The following is a 19,147-nucleotide window of genomic DNA, read 5'->3' on the forward strand; positions in this document are numbered from 1 at the left end:
GGGTTTACTCCTCTACGAACATCTTGCGCAGGCCGGGACGGCGGGGAGCGGCCGATTCCTCGGTCCAGGCGGCGAGCGCGGCCACTGTCGGCAGGTCGAAGATCTTGCGGATGGGTATCTCTATCGCCATCTCGGCGCGGGCGCGGCTGATCAGCCGGGTGGCGAGCAGGGAGTGCCCGCCGAGCTCGAAGAAGCCGTCGTCGATGCCGACCCGGTCCACGCCGAGCACCTCGGCGAACAGGTTGGCCAGGGTCTCCTCGCGGGGGGTGCGGGGTGCCCGGTAGGCGGCACCGGTGTACTCCGGTTCGGGCAGCGCGGCCCGGTCCAGCTTGCCGTTGGGGGTGAGCGGCAGCCGGTCGAGGACCACGAAGGCGGACGGCACCATGAAGTCCGGCAGCCGCTCCGAGGCGAAGGCGTGCAGTTCCTTCGTCTCCGGGCCCGAGAAATCGCCGTGCTCCCCCATGGCGGGCACGACGTACGCGACCAGTTGCCTGCCGGTGCCGCTGCCGCGCCCGTCGCGAGCGATGACGGCGGCCTGCGCGACGCCGGGGTGTGCGGTGAGCGCGGCCTCGACCTCGGCGGGCTCGATGCGGAAGCCGCGCACCTTGACCTGCGTATCCCCGCGGCCCATGTACTCCAGCTGGTCAGCGCGGTTCACGCGGGCCAGGTCACCGGTGCGGTACATACGTGCGCCCTCCGGGCCGAACGGGTCGGCGACGAAGCGCTCTGCGGTCTGTGCGGCGCGGCTGTGGTAGCCCCGGCCCACGTTCCCGCCGACGTACAACTCGCCGACCGCGCCCGGTGGCACCGGAGTCAGGCCGGGGCCGAGGACATAGGTCCGCATGTTGCCGAGCGGGGTGCCGACGGGCGCACTGCCCGCCCAGCCCCGCGTGTCGCCGTCGATGGTGAAGGTGGTGGCGTAGAACGACTCGCTCTGCCCGTAGGCGTTGACGATGCGTACGCCCGGAAAGGCGTCCCGCGTCTTCTCGACGAGCGACGAGGGGAGGGCCTCGCCGGCGAAGACGACCGTCTCCACGCTGGTGCGGTCGGAGATCTCGTCGACGAGTTCGGCGAAGGCGGACGGCACCGTGGAGATGACGCTGCCGCTCCAGCCCTTCCGCTCGCCCAGTACCAGGACGTCCTGGACGACTTCGACGACGCCACCGGTGGCGAGGGCCGTGAAGATCTCGAACACCGAGACGTCGAAGTTGACCGACGTGCCGGCGAGGAGCCGCTTGCCCGGCTCCATGCCCACGCGAGAGGCGAGCCGCAGCACGCCGTTGACCACGCATCCGTGGGTGATGGCGACGCCCTTGGGCTTGCCCGTGGAGCCGGAGGTGTACATCACGTACGCCAACTGGCCTGCGTGGAGCGGCAGTTCGAGGACGGGCTCGTCTCCGGACAGGTCGAGCGCGTTGAGGAGGACATCCGGGGCGTCGTGCTCCGGCAGCGCCGCGACCGTCGTGGAGTCCGTCAGGACGAGGCGCGGTCGCGCCTCGTCGAGGATGGCCTGGAGGCGGTGGCTGGGGTACCTGGGATCGATCGGCAGATACGCGCCGCCCGCCTTCAAGACCGCGAGCAGGGCGACCACCAGGTCCGACGACCGCGGCAGTGACACCGCGACCACCGACTCCGGGCCCACGCCACGGCGGGCCAGTTCTCGCGCCAGGCGGTCGGCCCGGGCGTTCACCTCCCGGTACGTGAGCGACTCGCCCCCGGCGAGCACGGCGACCTCGTCCGGGGTCCGGGTCGCCTGCGCCTCGACGAGCCCGGTGATCGTGATGTCCGGAGTCGGGACGGCCGTGTCGTTGAACTCGACGAGGAGTCGGTCGCGTTCGGCCGGCTCCAGGACATCGAGCTGCGCGATCTTCAGTTCGGGCTCGGCCGCCAGCTGTTCCAGGATGCGCACGAATCGAGCCGCGTACGCCTCCACCGTGTCCCGGGCGAAGTCATCGGGGGTGTACTGGAGGAGGAACTGGAAGTGCGACTCGACCGCCGCCATCAGGGCCAGTGGGTAGTGCGTGCCGTTGGACGGGCGCAGGCCGGTGAAGGCGATTCCGTCCGCGGCCTCGGTGGCGGCGCCGATGCCCTCCTGGTCGACCGGGTAGGACTCGAAGACGACCAGCGTGTCGAAGAGGGTCTGCAGACCGGCGGACTGCTGGATCTCCGTGAGCCCGTAGTAGTGGTGCTCCACAAGGCGGGCCTGCCGGCCCTGAAGCCGGGTAAGGACTTCGGCGAGAGTATCGCCGGGCGCGTACTCCACGCGTACGGGCAGGGTGTTGATGAACATCCCGACCATCGACTCGATGCCCGGCACCTCGGGCGGGCGCCCGGAGACGGTGGCGCCGAACACCACGTCCTGGCGGCCGGTGAGCTGGCCGAGCAGCAGCGCCCAGGCGCCCTGGACCAGGGTGTTGATGGTGACGCCCAGCTCGGAGGCAAGCCGGTTGAGCTGGTTCCCCACGTCGAGGGGGAGTTGGAATTCGACCTGGTCGAGGCCGTCGCCGCCCGCGGATCCCGGAGCGAGCAGGGTCGGCTCCTCGACCCCGTCGAGTTCGGCCGCCCATGCCCGTGCCGCCTCGTCCTGGTCCTGCCTCGCGCGCCAGGCCAGGAACTCACCGTAGCTCCGCGTGCTGGGCAGACCGCTCGCGTCGCCGTTGGACGCGTAGAGCAGCAGCAGATCCCGCAGCAGCAAGGGCGCGGACCAGCCGTCGTACAGGGCGTGATGGACGGTCATCACGAGTTCGGCCCGATCGGGCTTGAGAACGACGAGCGTCAGTCGCATCAACGGCGGGGTGTCCACGTCGAAGTGGGCGGCCCGGTCCTGGGTGAGGAACTCCTCGAGCGTCTCGGTTCGCTCCGCCTCGCCGCCCCCGGTCAGGTCTAGGTGCTGCCACGGCAGGGTCACCCCCTCCGCCGGCACCACCTGCACGTAATCGCCGTCGGCCCGGTTGACGAACGCCGTACGGAGGTTGGAGTAGCGCCCCAGCAGCGCCTGCCCGGCCCGGCGCATCCGCTCCGGGTCGACCTCACCGGAGAGGTGGAACACGAGCTGCACGTGGTAGGCGTCGAACGAGGATCCGGCCAGCATCGAGTGGAAGACGATCCCGGACTGCGCCGGGGTCACCGGCCACACCTCGGCCAGGTGGCCGAACCGGGCCTCCCAGGTGTCGATCTCCTCCTGGCTCACGTTGACCAGGGGCGCGTCCGTCGGGGTCATTCCGCCGGCTCCGGGTGTCGCGGCGTGCTGGGCCAGGGCGGTCAGCGCCTGGACCCAGAGCCCGGCCAGCTCGGTCACCTCGTCCCGGGAGAGCACACCGGTGGGGAAGCCGAAGTAGGCGGTCAGCTCCTCACCGTCGGGGGTGCTGGTGGCCACCGCGTTGATCTCCAGCGCCGACAGCACCGGCATGTCCGCGTTGGGAGCGGCGATCAGGTCGCGCTGTGTGGTGTCCGGTGCCCAGCCCAGGCCACGCAGTTCCTCGGGGATGTCCGCGCCGGAAGTCCGGCCGAGGTAGTTGAACCCGATCTGCGGCTCCCGGCTCGTGGACAGCGCGGCGGCGGTCTTCGGGTTGAGATGGCGCAGCGGGCCGAAGCCGATGCCGTTGTCCGGGACCGCCCGCAACTGCTCCTTGACCGCCTTGATCGCCCGGCCGGCGGCCGGACCACCGGCGAACGCGTCCGCCACGTCGACGCCGGCCAGGTCGAGGCGCACCGGATACATCGCGGTGAACCACCCGATCGTGCGAGACAGATCCGCGCCGGGCACCATCTGCTCTTCCCTGCCGTGCCCTTCCAGCCGGACCAGCGTCGAGGAGGCGGGCACACCCCGCGACTGACGCCAGCGGGCCAGCGCCAGCGCCAGAGCGGCCAGCAGCCCGTCGTCGACACCGCCCCGGAAGACCGCGGGCCCCATGTTCAGTACGGTCTTGGTGACGTCTGCCGGCACCTGGATGCGCACCGTGTCCACGGTCGCGGAGACATCCCGCGCCGGGTCCAGCTCCCGTGCTCCGAGTACCGGATCGTCCTCGCGCAGGATCTCCTGCCACACGGGCAGTTCCGCCACCCGCTCCGGACTGGCCGCCTCGTCGGCCAGGGCGTGCGCCCACCGGCGGAACGAGGTTCCGGTGTCCGCCGGTTCCGAGGTGCGGCCGTCGCGGACCTGCTGCCAGGCCGAGACCAGGTCCGGTACGAGGATCCGCCACGACACCCCGTCGACGGCCAGATGGTGCAGCACGATCAGCAACCGGCCGGCGCCCGTGTCGGAGGTGAACCACACGAACTGCGCCATGACACCCGCGTCCGGGTCCAGCCGATCCGCGGCCGCGTCCAGCTCGGCGTTCACATCGGCGTCGCCGTAGGAGACTTCCCGCAGCAGCGCGCCGGCGTCCACACTGCCGGGCGGCTCGATCCACAGGCCCGGCCGCGCCCGATCGAGCCGGGAACGCAACACGTCGTGCCGATCCAGCACGGCCTGCACCGTCGCCATCAGCCCCGCACGGTCGATGCCCTCGGGCACGGTCAGCATGCCGGACATGCAGAGCCGGCCAAGGCCACCACCGAGCGCGAGCACGTGCTTCGCCGTCGGCATCAGCGGAGCCCATCCCGTGCCGCCACCAGGCAGTTCGGCGAGGGTCACGCGTTCCTCCGCGCGTCCTTCGACCAGTTCCGCGAGCTGGGCGACCGTGGGGTGCTCGAAGATCTCCCGCGTGCTGATCTCCACGCCACGCGCCCTGGCCCGCGCGACGATCTGGATGGAGCGAATGCTGTCTCCGCCGCTGACGAAAAAGTTGTTGTCGATGCCGACGCGGTCCACGCCGAGCACTTCGGCGAACAGCGCGCTGAGGGACTCCTCAACCTGATTGCGCGGTGCCCGGCCGGTCGATACCCGCGCGTCGTCCGGCGCGGGCAGCACTCGGTGGTTCAGTTTCCCGCTCGGAGTCAGCGGAAGCTCCGAAAGCGCCACGAACGCGGGAGGGACCATGTAGTCGGGCAGCCGCCCACGCAGGTACTCGGGCAGCTCGACGAGCAACGGACCGACCGACCTGGCCAGCGCGGGGGCGTTCGCCCGGACCCGCCCGCCCGCTCCGCCGGTCACGAACGAGCCCGAGACATTCCGCTGCCCGGTCCGCCGGTCGGGCAGCAGCACCGCGTCGAAGCACCGCGTGTCCTCTCCCGACCAGGTGAGAACCGCGTCCCGACCGTGCTCCCGTGCCCACCGGAGCAGTTCCTGCGGATCGACCGGTTTACCGAGCCGGGACGCCGGCTCAAGGAGACCTGTCGCAGCAGTCAGGGCGACCTCCTCGACCAGACGCTCATTGGGTATCCCGGTCACCCGCACCGTTCCGCCCGCCCGGTCCGCACAGCCGCCCAGGTCGGCCAGGTCATACACGTCCCGGCCCCACGGCACCGACGGCACGCCGGCCAGGTCGAGCACGTCGGCCGGCTGCTTGTGCAGGACGACCTCGTAGCGGTGCCGGGTCAGCTCGTTCTGCCCCTGCCCGGGCTTCAACCGGATATCGACCGCGGCGGAGACGTCTCCTGCCCGCTCGGTGAACCACTCCGGGGCGATCACCAACTCCTGCTCGGCGAGCAGCGCCTTCTCGACCAGCGTCCGCAGCTCGTCGTGCGAGGCGTGAGGGTGCGCCGCACGCTGCACCGCGGTCTGCATGACGCGGCATGTCGCGGCGTTGCGGACGTCACCGACGATGACGCGGCCGCCCGGCACGAGGAGGTCCATCGCCTGGCGCAGCACCTGGTCCAGGTACTCGATACTCGGGAAATACTGCACCACCGAGTTGAGGAATACGGTGTCGAACCGACCATGAGGCAGCCCGGACATGTCGTCGGCCGGCTGGGCGCTCAACCGGACCCGGTCGCCGTATCCGGCCTGTCCGGCCTGCGCCCGGACCCGGTCCACCACCGTGGCCGAGATGTCGGTGCCCCAGTACTCCTCGACGTGGCCGACGATCTTCCCCAGGAGCAGACCGGAACCTATACCGATCTCCAGCACCCGCCGCGGCGCGAACCGCAGCACCTGTGCCACCGCGCCGTCCTGCCACTCCAGCATCTGCTCACGCGGGATCGGTTCACCGGTGTAGCTGGAGTTCCAGCCTCGGAAGTCCTCGCCCAGCCCATCGTCGAACTCGGAGTAATTGTCGTCGTACAGGTCGCGCCACTCATCCACCTGAGCGTCGGCATCAGCCACCGCGGCATACGGCTTGGGCACCACATAGCCCACAAGCTGCTTGTCGCCCTGCTGAGTCTCACGCACCACGACTGCCGCCTGCGCCACACCGGGGTGCATCGCCAGCGCGTGCTCGATCTCACCCAACTCAATCCGGAAACCCCGGATCTTGACCTGGAAGTCGGTGCGGCCGATGTACTCGACCTGGCCGTCCTTGTTCCATCGCACCAGGTCCCCGGTGCGGTACATCCGGGTTCCCGGCGCACCGAAGGGGCAGGCGACAAACCGGTGCGCGGTCAGGTCCGGCTGCCCGAGGTAGCCCCTGGCGAGGCCGGTGCCGGCCAGGTACAGCTCACCTGCCACGCCGGGCGCGACGGGACGCAGCGCGGCGTCCAGCACGTACACCTGGGTGTTCCACACCGGCGCGCCGATCGGCAGCCGGTCCGCACCCGGTGTGTGCTTCCGCGCGGTGACCTCGACCGCCACCTCGGTGGGGCCGTAGAGGTTGTGCGCGGCGCATCCCGGCAGCAGGCTGACGACCTTGTTGGCCAGCTCGGCCGGGAACGCCTCGCCTCCGGCCTCCACCCAGCGCAGACTGGTGCACTCCGCCGCCGAAGGCTCAGCGACGAACACCTCCAGCAGGGAGGGCACGAAGAAGACGCCGGTCACCCCCTCCCGCCGGATCAACTCGGCCAGGTACGCCGGATCCCGCTGCCCGTCCGGACGCGCGATCACCACGGCCGCACCGGCCAGCAGCGGCGTGAACGACTCCGGTACCGACGCGTCGAAGCTCGGCGACGAGCTCACCAGCACCCGGTCCTCAGCACCGATCTCGAAGTAGGTCCGACGCCAGGTCAGCATGTTCATGACCGACCGGTGCGACACCTGCACACCCTTGGGGGCACCCGTAGAACCCGACGTGTAGATGACGTACGCGACGTTGTCCGGCGACAGCACCCGCTCCGGGTTCGTGTCCGGGTACCCGGACACGTCCGGAAGCTCTTCGTCGAGCACCAGCAGCGGCTTGGCACTGCCCAGCAGATATCGCACCCGGTCCTCGGGCAGCTCGGTGTCCACCGGCAGATAGGCCGCACCCGCCTTGAGCGCCGCGTAGATCGCCACCATCAGATCCACCGACCGCGGGATACGCACCGCGACCAACTGCTCAGGGCCCGCGCCCTGTTCGACCAGCCAGTGCGCCAGCTGATTGGCACGCCGGTTGAACTGCCCGTACGTCAGGGTCTCCTGCTCGCCGATCAGCGCGACACCGTCGGGCTCGCGCTCCACCTGGCCCTCGAACGCGTCCGGCAGCGTGTCCGCGGCCACCGGATGCGCCGTGTCGTTGACCCCGTGCACCAACCAGTCCCGTTCCTGCGCGGACAGTACCTCGATGGCGCCGACCGGCACCGTCGGGTCCTTGAGCGCCTGCTCCAGGACGCGCACGAACCGGTCGACGATGTGGACAGCCGTGGGGTGGTCGAACAGGTCCGTCGCGTACTCCAGCATTCCGTACGCACCCCCGGACGCGTTCGGGACGATGTTGAAGAACAGGTCGAACTTCGCGGTGCCGGTGCCCGCCGGGACGAGGGTGACCCGCAGACCCGGCATCTCGATCTCCGGCCACACGAACTGCCAGCCCAGCGCTGTCTGGAACAACGGCTGGTATGCGGTGGAGCGGTCCGGGGCAAGCAGCTCCACCAGCCGCTCGAACGGTATGTCCTGGTTGTCGTACGCGGCGAGGGCTTTGTCCCGCACCTGCTCCAGCAGCTCGCCGAACGACGGGTTCCTCGACAGATCGGCACGCAGCACCCAGGTATTGACGAAGAACCCGATCAGATCACCGAGTTGCTCGTCGGCGCGCCCCTCGATCGGGCTGCCGATCGTCACGTCCTCCCCCGCGCCCAGCTTGTTCAGCAGCACCGCCAGCGCGGCCTGAGCCAGCATCGGTGCCGTGGCACCGCGGTCCACTGCCAGCTTCTGCAGCCTGGACAGCAGCTCGGGTGCCAACTCGAAGGGGACACCGCCGCCGCGGTGGCCGGCCACCGTCGGCCGTGGTCTGTCCAACGGCAGTTGCATGGGCTGCGGCACCGCAGCCAACTCTTTTTGCCAGTAGGCAAGTTGCGGCGCGGCCACGCTCTCCGGGTCGGTTTCGTCACCCAGTAGCTGCCGCTGCCACAGCGCGTAGTCCGTGTACTGCACCGCGAGCGGCGTCCACTCGGGCGACCTCCCCTGGTGGCGAGCCGCGTACGCCGTCATCAGATCGCGCAGGAACGGCGCCATCGACGCCCCGTCCGCGGCTATGTGGTGGAACACGAACGCCACGACGTGCTCCTGCGGGGCGATCCGGAACACGGTCGTCCGCAGGGGAAGCTCCGTGCCCAGGTCGAACACCTCGCATGCGGCCTCGTGCACCGCGGGGTCCACCGCGTCCGCGGCCGTGTCGACCACCCGGAAGGGGAGGGCTGCCTCCTCCGGAGGCAGGATCCGCTGCTCCGGGGTGCCGTCCGCGTCCTCGACGACGAGGGTGCGCAGGCTCTCGTGCCGGGTCGCGACATCCGTCACCGCCGCGGCCAGGGCCGCCGTGTCCAGCGGCCCTTCCAGGCGCAGCACGAACGGCTGGTTGTAGGTCGCTGACGGGCCCTCCAGGCGGTGGAGGATCCACATCCGGCGCTGGGCAAAGGACAACGGGATCATCGACGCTTCTCCTGTACGGTCATCCGTCGCAGCTGGGGACGTTTCGACGTGGCCAGTTTCTCGATCTGCTCCGCCAGCTGGGCAACGGTCGGATTGCGGAACACCGTCGTGACCTTCACGTCGACGTTGAGCTCATTGCGGATTCGGCCGATCAGCCGAGTAGCCAGCAGCGAATGCCCGCCTTGGGCGAAGAAGTCGGCGTCGATGCCGATCTCCCTCACACCGAGCAGTTCCGCGAACAGCCGGCAGAGGACTTCCTCGTTGTGGTTGCGCGGCCCTCGTCCGGTCGCGGCTTCGGCATGGTCGGGTGCGGGGAGCGCGTTGCGGTCGACTTTGCCGTTCGACGTCAGCGGAAGCCCGCCGAGGATCATCAGGTGAGTGGGAATCATGTAGTCGGGCAGCTGCCGCTCCAGATGCGCGCGCACATCAAGAGTGAGCTGGGCCGGGCTGTGCCACCCGGCGGGCACCGGGGTGGCCGGAGCCGGAGCGTCGCGGCCGGCGCGGGTGGCGTACACCTGGCACATTCCGGTGCCCTCAAGCCCCTGCGGGGTTTCCACGACGATGTGGAAGCCCTCGGCCGTCAGCATCTTCGTCACGACCGCGACCCGGTCGTCGATGTCGTGCACCTCGGCCACGACCTGGCGGATGATCGGCCAGTGTTCCGGCTCGATCCCTCGCAAGGCAGCCAGCTCGCTCTTCTCCGCGTCGACCTTCAGGAGATCCACCGCGGTGAGCCCGTGGTCCCGGATCACCTGCGACACGGTGCGCAGTTCCACGTCGACCCGCGTGCTCGCCAGCCGCTCGGCCAGCAGTTCGGTCAGCTGGTCCTCTCCGGCGCCCTGTGTGCCACGCTCGTTGGCGATCACCCGGCGCAGCGTTTCCCGCTCCGCCGCCTCGTCCGCGAAACGCCCTGACATCAACGACATCTCGGGGTAGTACGTGAACTCCGCGCGCCCCGCGGCCTCCGAGATCCCGCAGTCCGTCACCACCGCATCGAGGCCGTGCAGGTATGCGTTGATCCGGTAGAACTCCGCCGACTCCGGCATCGGCTCGCACGCGTACACCCGCACATCGCGCGCCACCGACCCGGCCCACAGCCCGAACATCCCCACGTGCCCGCCCACATCGACGACACACGCGCCGTCGTCGACGCTCACACCACCGCGTGCGTACTCACCGCGCTGGAAGATCTCGTCGTACAGATAGGTGATGTTCGACTTGTTGCGCCCCGCCACCAGCATTCCGTTCGGCAGCTCGTGCAGTTCCACCCCGGCGAGACGCCCGGCGCCCTCCAGCTCGCGGAACCGCGCCACTCCTGGCGCCACCTCGGAATCGACCACCGCGTAACCGGCCAGCTGCCGGCCACCGGTGGCGTCCTCGCGGGCGATCACCGCGGCCTGCCGCACGGCCGGATGGCGGGACAGCGCGGCTTCGATCTCGCCCAGCTCGATACGGAAACCGCGGATCTTCACCTGGAAGTCGGTTCGGCCGATGTATTCGAGCCGACCGTCCTGGTTCCACCGCACGACATCGCCGGTGCGGTACATCCGGGCGCCCGACCCGCCGTAGGGGCACGCCACAAACCGGTTCGCGGTCAGCGCGGTCTGACCGAGATAGCCACTCGCGAGCCCGATGCCGGCGAGGTACAGCTCACCGGCGGCTCCAGGCGGGACCGGGCGCAGCGCCGTGTCCAGCACGTACACCTGGGTGTTCCAGATCGGCACGCCGATCGGCACAGGACCGGAGTCCTCCGGGGCACAGGCGTGGTACGTCACGTCGACGGCGGCCTCGGTCGGCCCGTACAGGTTGTGCAGTTCGACGCCCGGCAGGGTGCGCGCGAAGGCGTCCGCGGTCTCCCGGGGCATGGCCTCACCGCTGCTGAACACCCGGTGAAGCTCGTCGGCACACCCGGCGGCGGCCGTCTCGTCCAGGAACACCTGGAGCATCGACGGCACGAAGTGGCAGGTGGTGACGGACTGCTCGCGTATCAACCGGGCCAGATAAGCCGGATCCTTGTGCCCGTCGGGCTGCGCGACCACCAGCGCCGCGCCCTCGAGCAACGGCCAGAAGAACTCCCACACCGACACGTCGAACGACGAGGGCGTCTTCTGCAGCACCCGGTCCTCGGAGGTGAGCCCGTACTCGTGCTGCATCCAGCGCAGTCGGTTCACGATCGCCCGGTGTGGCACCTGCACCCCCTTGGGGCGGCCGGTGGAGCCGGAGGTGTAGATGACGTACGCGGCGTTGTCCGGCGAGAGCGCACGCTCCGGATTCGCCGACGGGTAGCCGGACACTGTCGGAAGTTCTTCGTCGAGCACCAGCAGCGGCTTCGCGCTGTCAAGCATGTGCCGCACCCGCTCCTCGGGCAGATCGGTGCCCACCGGCAGATACGCCGCACCCGCCTTGACCACCGCGTAGGTCGCCACCATCAGATCCACCGAACGAGGGATGCGCACCGCGACCAGTTGTCCGGGGCCCGCACCGCGCTCGACCAGCCAGTGCGCCAGCTGGTTGGCACGCCGGTTGAACTCCCGGTAGGTCAGCGTTTCCCCCTCCCCGATCACCGCGACGCGATCGGGGTCACGCTCCACCTGGGCCTCGAACGCGTCCGGCAGCGTGTCCGCGGCCACCGGATGCGCCGTGTCATTGACCCGCCGCACCAACCACTCGCGCTCCTGGTCGCTGAGCACCCCGACGGCGCCGACGGGTACCGTCGGGTCGGCGAGCATCTGCTCCAGCACCCGGACGAGCCGGGCGGCGATCACCACGGCCGCGTCGCGGTCGTAGAGGTTGTTCTGGTAGTCGAGGGAGAGCCGCAGGTAGGGGTCGGAGGAGTTGAGGCTGAGCGGGTAGTGCGAGCCCGCGAACGGCCGGATGGCGTCGATCGTGAAGCCCGCCGAGGTGTTCGCGTCGACGATGCCCTCGCGGTCGACCGGGTAGTTGTCGAACGCGATCATCGTGTCGAACAAGGCGGGCAGCCCGACGTCGCGGTGGATGTCGGCCAGCCCGTAGTAGTGGTGGTCGAGCAGCGCGGTCTGCCGGTCCTGCAGCCCGGTGATGATGTCGGCCACGCTGTGGTCCGGTCGGCAGAACACTCTGGTCGGCAGGGAGTTGACGAACAGGCCGACCATCTCGTCCGAGCCCGGCAGGTCCGCGGGGCGACCGTTGACGGCGGCGCCGAACACCACGTCCTGCTGCCCGGTCAACTTCGAGAGAAGGATCCCCCACGCGCCCTGCAGGAGCGTGTTCAGCGTGACCCCGAGTTCCGCGGCCCGCCGGGCGAGTGCACGCCCCTTGTCGATCGACAGCGGTACCTCGACCCGCCCGAGGGCGGACGCCTGCTCCTTGAGGGGAGTGTCCGGGGCCACGAGGGTCGGCTGCTCGAATCCGGCGAGTTCGGCCTTCCACCGGGCAGCCGACGCCTCCCGGTCCCGTGTGGACAGCCAGGCCAGGTAGTCACCGTAGCTTCGGACCGGAGCGAGTTCGAGGGTCCCGGAGTACAGCTGGATCAGTTCCTTGAACACCAGCGGCGACGACCAGCCGTCGAACACGGTGTGATGCGCCGTGATGATGAGTTTGACCTGCCGCGGCCCGCAGGTGAGCAGAGCCAGGCGGAACAACGGAGGCCGGGCGGGATCGAGTTGGTCGGCCCGGTCCTCGGCGAGGGCCTTGTCGAGCACCGTGTCCTGCTCGTCTTCGCTCCGACCGGTCAGATCGATGTGCCGCCACGGTAGGGCGACGTGTTCCGCCACGACCTGCACCGGATCGCCGTCGGCTCCGATGAGGAACGCGGAGCGCAGGTTCGGATACCGGTCGAGGAGCGCCTGCCCGGCCGCCCGCATGCGTGCCGGATCCACGTGTCCGGACAGATGCAGCACGAACTGCATGTGGTAGACGTCGAAGGAGCCGTCGGCGACCGCAGCCTGGAACTGGAGCCCGGACTGCCCCGGTGCCTGCGGCCACACCTCGACCAGCCGTCCGTAGCGCTCCTCCCAGGTCTCGATCTCGTCCTGCCGTACCGAGACCAGCGGGGTGTCGGAGGGTGTGAGTCCGCCGATGTCCGGGCGTGCGGCGTACGCGGCCATACCGTGCAGCAACTCGACCCACAGCTCGGCCAGTTCGGAGGTCCGCTCGCGGGACAGCACCCCGGTGGGGAACATGAAGACGGTCTGCAACCGGGTGCCGTCGGCGGTGTCCGTGGCGACCGAGTTGACCTCCAGCGCGGACAGCGCGGGCAGATCCGGGTCGGGCATCGGAACCAGCTCGGCGGACCAGGACGCCGGTCCCCAGCCGTCCGCGCGCAGGTGCTCGGGCACGTCGGCGTCGGAGATCCGGCCGAGGTAGTTGAACCCGATCTGCGGCACCGGGTACTCGGCGAGCTGCGGGGCGGTCTCCGGGTTCAGATGGCGCAGCAGTCCGTAGCCCACGCCCTTGTCCGGGATCCCGCGCAACTGCTCCTTGACCAGCTTGATCGCCTTGCCGGCCGCGGGGCCGCCCGCCAGCACATCGGCGAGGTCCACCCCCTGCGCATCGACCCGGGCCGGGTACATGCTGGTAAACCATCCGACGGTCCGGGAGAGGTCGGCCCCGGGGACGATCTCCTCCTCACGGCCGTGCCCCTCCAACCGGACCAGGGTCGAGCGGTCCGCACCGACCCACCGGTTCACCGCCAGGGCGAGCGCGGCGAGCAGCACATCGGTCCCGGTGCCCTTGAACGCCGCGGGAAGCTTGGTCAGCACCGCCTCGGTGACCTCGGGGGACAACTGCACCCGCACGGTGTCGACCGTGGACATCACATCCGCCGCCGGGTCGAACGCCCGCGTGCCCAGCGGGGGGTCCGGCGCCTCAAGCAGGTCCCGCCAGTACGCGAGTTCCGCTTCCCGCTCCGGGGAGAGCGCCTCGGTCCGCAGCGCCGACGCCCAGCGGCGGGCCGACGTCCCGACCGCGGACAGCTCGGGCGACCGGCCGGACCGGACCTGCTGCCACGCCTCGGCGAAGTCCGACATGAGGATCCGCCAGGAGACACCGTCCACCACCAGGTGGTGCAGTATCACGAGCAGCCGGCCCGCGCCCGGCTTCGCGGCGAACCAGACGAAGTCCGCCATGATCCCGGCTTCCGGGTCGAGCCGTCCGGTCGCCTCGTCCAGCTCCGCCTTCGCCTCCCGCAGCGAGGACGGCTCGTCCCACCGGCCGTCGCAGTCGACCCGGCGGATCAGGTCCTTCGCCCGTACGGTGCCCTGTGGACGCACGACGAGGGAGAGCCCGTCGCCGCGCACCAGCTGCGCGCGCAGAAGGTCGTGCCGGTCGAGCACGGTGTCCAGCGTCGCGGCCAGCCCGCTCTCGTCGATGCCCGCGGGCAGCTCCAGCGCCATCGCCATGGCGAATCGGTTCAGCCCGCCGCCGCGCTCGAACACATGGCGCGCCACCGGCTGCAACGGCATCGGGCCGACACCGCCACCCTCGTCCTCCGCGAGCGCGGGCGCCCGGTCCCGGCGGGCGGAGGCCACCTCGGCCAGCCGGGCCGCCGTGCGGCACTCGAAGATCTCCCGTGTGGTGAGGTCCAGGCCCCGGGCCCGGGCCCGCGCGACCACCTGGATGGACCGAAGGCTGTCCCCGCCCACGGCGAAGAAGTCGTCGTCGGCACCGACCCGGTCCACGCCGAGTACGTCCGCGTACGCCGCGGCGATGATCGCCTCGGCCTCGGTGCGCGGCTCCCGGTACTCCTCGCCCACGAACTCCGGTTCGGGCAGCGCCGAACGGTCCAGCTTGCCGGTCGGCCCGAGCGGCAGCCGGCCGAGGGTCACAAAGGCCGACGGCACCATGTAGTCGGGCAGCCGTGCCGCGACGAATTTGCGCAGCTCGGCGGCCGAAGCACCGGCCAGCACGTCCGCCACATCACCGATACCGCCGGCGCCGTCGTCACCAACGGCGCCGTCGCCGACGTGCACCACGTACGCGACGAGCCGCCGCCCGCCCGAGGGCGCCTCCTGGCTGGTCACCACCGCCTGGCTGATCCCGGGGTGCAGCATGCACGCCGCCTCGACCTCGGCGGTCTCGATGCGGAAGCCACGCACCTTCACCTGGCCGTCGGCCCTGCCGACGCACTCCAGTTGACCCCGCGGGTTCCAGCGGGCCAGGTCGCCCGTGCGGTACATCCGCTCGCCCGCGGGGCCGAACGGGTTCGCCACGTAGCGCTCGGCGGTCATGCCGGGGCGGCCGTGGTAGCCGCGGCCGAGGCACGTCCCGACCACATACAGCTCACCGATCACGTCCTGCGGCACCGGGGCAAGTCCCGGGCCCAGCACGTAGGCGCGCATGTTCCCCAGCGGGGTACCGATGGGCGCGACGTCGGTGTCCGCCCATTCCTCGGACGCCGCGAGGGAGAACGTTGTGGCGTAGAAGCTCTCGCTCTGCCCGTAGGAGTTCACGACCTGCACGCCGGGCAGGAACTCGCGTACCTGCCGCACCAGTCGGGCCGGGAGCACGTCGCCGGCGAAGACGACCGTACGCACGTCCGTCGCCTTCTCCAGGTGGCCGACCAGTTCCCCGAGCACCGAGGGGACCACGCTGATCACGTGGCCGTCCCAGGAGTCCCGCTCGGCGAGTGCCAGCGCGTTCGGCACCACCTCGGCCGTGCCGCCGGTGGACAGAGTGGACAGCAGCTCGAAGACCGAGACGTCGAAGTTCACCGAGGTGCCGGCCAGCATCCGCCACCCGGGCGGCGCGTCCAGGACGCGCACCAGTTCCCGCACCCCGTTGACGACATTGCGGTGGGTGATCGCCGCACCCTTCGGCTTGCCCGTGGAGCCGGAGGTGTACATGACGTATGCCAGGTTGTCCGAACCCAACGGCGAGATCCGGCCCGCGTTGTCCGGTGGCCCCTCGGGCGAGGCCCATTGGGCGCGGTCGTCGAGGTTGACGGCCGACATGCCGTTCTGCGGCAGGTCCCGCCACGTCTCGGTGTCGGTGACCGCGAACCGCGGAGCCGCTTCGGACAGCACGGTCTCCGCGCGCCCGCCGAGGTACTGCGGATCCATCGGCAGGTACCCGGCACCGGACTTGAGGATGCCGAGCAGGCCGACCACCAGGTCCTCCGTGCGCGGCAACGCCAGCACCACCAGATCCTCCGGCCCGGCGCCACGCCGGACCAGCTCCCACGCGACGCTGTTCGCCCGGTCGTCGAGCTCCCGGTAGGTCAGCGTCCGGTCGTCGCACACGATCGCCGGGGCGTCCGGCGTCCTGGCCACCTGGTGTTCGAACAACTCCGGGATCGTCAGCTCGGACACCGCTGTGACGGTGTCGTTGAACCGGGTGAGCACCCGGTCCCGCTCGGCTGCGTCGAGCACGTCGATACCGCCGATCCGGCTCCCCGAGTCGGCCGCGAGCCGGCCAAGCACGCGGACGAACCGGTTCGCGAGGCCCTCGACCGTGTCCCTGTCGAACAGGTCGGTGGCGTACTCCAGCCGGCAACTCGCTCCGCCCGAGCCGTTCGGGATGATGTCGAAGAACAGGTCGAACTTGGCCGTTCCGGTCTCGAGCTTCTCGCCCTGAGCGTCGAGGCCGGGGAAGTCCATCTCCGGCACGGGCGGCTGCCAGGCGAGCATCACCTGGAAGAACGGGTTGTAGGCGGTGGACCGGTCCGGGTTCAGCAGCTCCACCAACCGCTCGAACGGCATGTCCTGGTTGTCGTACGCGGCGAGGGCCCGCTCCCGCACCCGCTGGAGCAGCTGGCCGAAGGTCGGGTTACCGGAGAGGTCTACGCGCAGCACCCAGGTGTTGACGAAGAACCCGACGAGGTCTCGCAGCTCCTCATCGGTGCGACCAGCGATCGGTGCGCCGATGGGCACGTCGTCACCGCAGCCGAGGTGGTGCAGGAGGACCGCCAGCGCGGAATGCATGACCATCGAGACCGTGGTGTCCGCTTGCGCGGCCAGCTTCTCCACGGACCGGAGCAGGTCCGGGTCGATCGAGAACGGGACCATATCGCCGCGGTGGCTCTTCGCCTTCGGGCGCGGGCGATCGGTGGGTACAGCCAGCGGCTGTGCCAGATCCGCCAAGGTCTGCCGCCAGTACTCCAGTTGCTTGGCCGCCAGGCTGTGCGGATCGGACTCGTCACCGAGCACGTCCCGCTGCCACAGCGTGTAGTCCGCGTACTGCACCGGGAGCGGCTCCCACGCCGGGGCCCTGCCCTCTCTGCGGGCCGCGTAGGCCGTGATGAGATCGCGGAACAGCGGCCCGAAGGACTCCCCGTCCACGGCGATGTGGTGCATCACCAGCACCAAGGTGTGCTCGCGCGGTCCGCACCGCACCAGCCTGGCGCGGACCGGCATGTCGGCGGCCAGGTCGAAGGTCCTGGTGGCCGCCTCGCCGACCACCGCCGGCTCCTCCTCCTTCGCGACCTCGACGACCGGCAGGTCGAACGGCTTCTGGCCGGATGGCAGCACCTGCTGGTGCGGGACGCCGTCGTCGTCCTCGACGATCACCGTACGGAGGACCTCGTGCCTGTCGATGACATCGCGGAGCGCCGACTCCAGTGCACCCACGCTCAGTTCGCCGGTCAGCCGCAGGGCGAAAGCGCCGTTGTACGTCGGCGAAGGGCCTTCGAACCGGTCCACGAACCACAGCCGGCGCTGCGCGAACGACAACGGGATCATTGTGTCTCCAAATCGGTAGAGCTAGCAGGGAGCAATCCGCCGCTCAGTTCTGATCGAGTACAGCCAGGAGCTCGGCGTTGTAGAAGTCGTCGATGGAACACGCGCCTGACACCGTCGAGAAGTACCGGTCGATCAGCTCCTGGTGACCGACCAGTTTCCGTAGCATCTCCGTTCGCCCCTCGGGCTTGAGCTCGGCCACGTTGAGCGCGCCCTGGTAGACGTCGGAGAAGGTGTCCTCCACGTCGTCCTCGTAACGCTTCAGTGCCTCCTCGAGCGCCGCGTCGTCATGCAACCCGTCCCCGATGTGCTCGGGGAGTGACTGGGCCTGGACGAAGGCGTCGGTGATACCGCGGGCAGTGATGGAGTCCTTGTGGTGCACCGCGTCACCGAGCAGTACCCATCCGGGTCCGTAGGCCTTGCGGAAGTAGTTCTCCTGGTGCCCCGTGCCGTACATCTGCTCCGCACGCCTGCCCGCCGACATCCGCTCGTACAATTCGGGGGACGTCGAGCGGACGGCTTCGAGGTAGGCGGGTTCCACCGCCTTGCGGACCTCGGGAAACTCGTCCTGCGGGAAGTAGGTCATGATCAGCGTGAGGTCGTCGTTGGTGCGGACCGCGACGATCCAGCGCCCCGGCCGCTCGTACACCTCGAAGCCCGCGGGAACCCCGGCCCAGTAGCTGTAGTAGACGCAGGACATCCGCGGGTGCTCGACGACGTTGCGCGCACCGACCTTGCGCGCCACCAGCGATCTCATGCCGTCCGCGCCGACGACCAGCCGCGCCCGGTCCGTCGCCTCGGCGCCCCCGGGCGTCGTGTACCGCACCCCGACGACCCGGCCGTCCTCGAACACCAGGTCGTTGACCGCGCAGCCCTCCCGGAACTCCGCACCGGCCGCCACGGCACCGCCCGCGAGGATCGGGTCGAGCACGAACCGCCTCGGAGCATAGGTCGTCCGGTAGCCGTCGACCGGCAGGGAGAAGCCGTCCAGCCGGACACCGGGCCCCTCGTAGCTCTCGTGATCGATCGGCGGGCAGCCCGCGTCTCGGAGTTCGTCGAGCAGCCCCCAGCGACCGAGCAGCGCCACGCCCGGCTGGTGGATGTAGTGCGAGGACAGCGTGTCCTGCGGGAACCGCGCTTTGTCCAGGAGCAGGACCCGGTACCCCTGCCGGGCGAACAACATGGCCGCCGGCGAACCCGCACAACGGGCACCTATGACAATAACGTCGTACATGGCGCCTCCCTATACCAGATAGTTTCGGATTCCAAAGCGGCCTCAGCCGGAAACCCTTTGTAATGGCACGCGCCGCCGAAGCAGCGGATAAAAAAACCGTTGCCGAGTATGCATCTGAACGACACGGCATCAAGCACGCCTGACGCTATGGGGTTACCGCACCCAGGGATTCGATGTACGCGGAAATGGAAGCCACCGTCGGGTTGAGGTACATCTGGTCCACCGGGACTTCGACGTCCAGCTCTTCGATGAAAGCACCCTGGATCTTGGCCATGATCACGGATTGGCCGCCCAGGGCGAAGAAGTCGTCGTCGACCGATATGTCATCACGCCGGAGTTCCCGGCACCAGATGGCGCGCACTTCATCGGCAATCATCACATTCC

Annotated in this window: 4 protein-coding genes; all 4 read right to left on the reverse strand. The window is 69.8% G+C overall.

What is annotated here, in order from left to right:
* Positions 1–4: 4 nt before the first annotated feature.
* A complete protein-coding gene (locus tag ACIBBB_RS25600) occupies positions 5–8,878 on the reverse strand; it encodes an amino acid adenylation domain-containing protein (RefSeq protein WP_398985819.1) in 8,874 nt (2,957 codons plus the stop codon).
* Positions 8,875–17,532: an amino acid adenylation domain-containing protein gene (locus ACIBBB_RS25605; protein ID WP_398985821.1), complete on the reverse strand. Its 8,658-nt coding sequence runs from the start codon at positions 17,530–17,532 to the stop codon at positions 8,875–8,877. The genes ACIBBB_RS25600 and ACIBBB_RS25605 overlap by 4 nt, the downstream gene beginning before the upstream one ends.
* 43 nt (positions 17,533–17,575) lie before the next feature.
* Positions 17,576–18,763, reverse strand: a complete 1,188-nt coding sequence (locus ACIBBB_RS25610) for an NAD(P)/FAD-dependent oxidoreductase (RefSeq protein WP_398985823.1) — start codon at positions 18,761–18,763, stop codon at positions 17,576–17,578.
* Positions 18,764–18,908: 145 nt separating this feature from the next.
* Positions 18,909–19,139 (reverse strand): acyl carrier protein, encoded by a 231-nt coding sequence (locus tag ACIBBB_RS25615; protein ID WP_398985825.1) that lies wholly within the window; start codon positions 19,137–19,139, stop codon positions 18,909–18,911.
* Between the last annotated feature and the right edge of the window lie 8 nt (positions 19,140–19,147).

The organism is Streptomyces sp. NPDC051217 (assembly GCF_044455465.1).
Classification (GTDB): domain Bacteria; phylum Actinomycetota; class Actinomycetes; order Streptomycetales; family Streptomycetaceae; genus Streptomyces.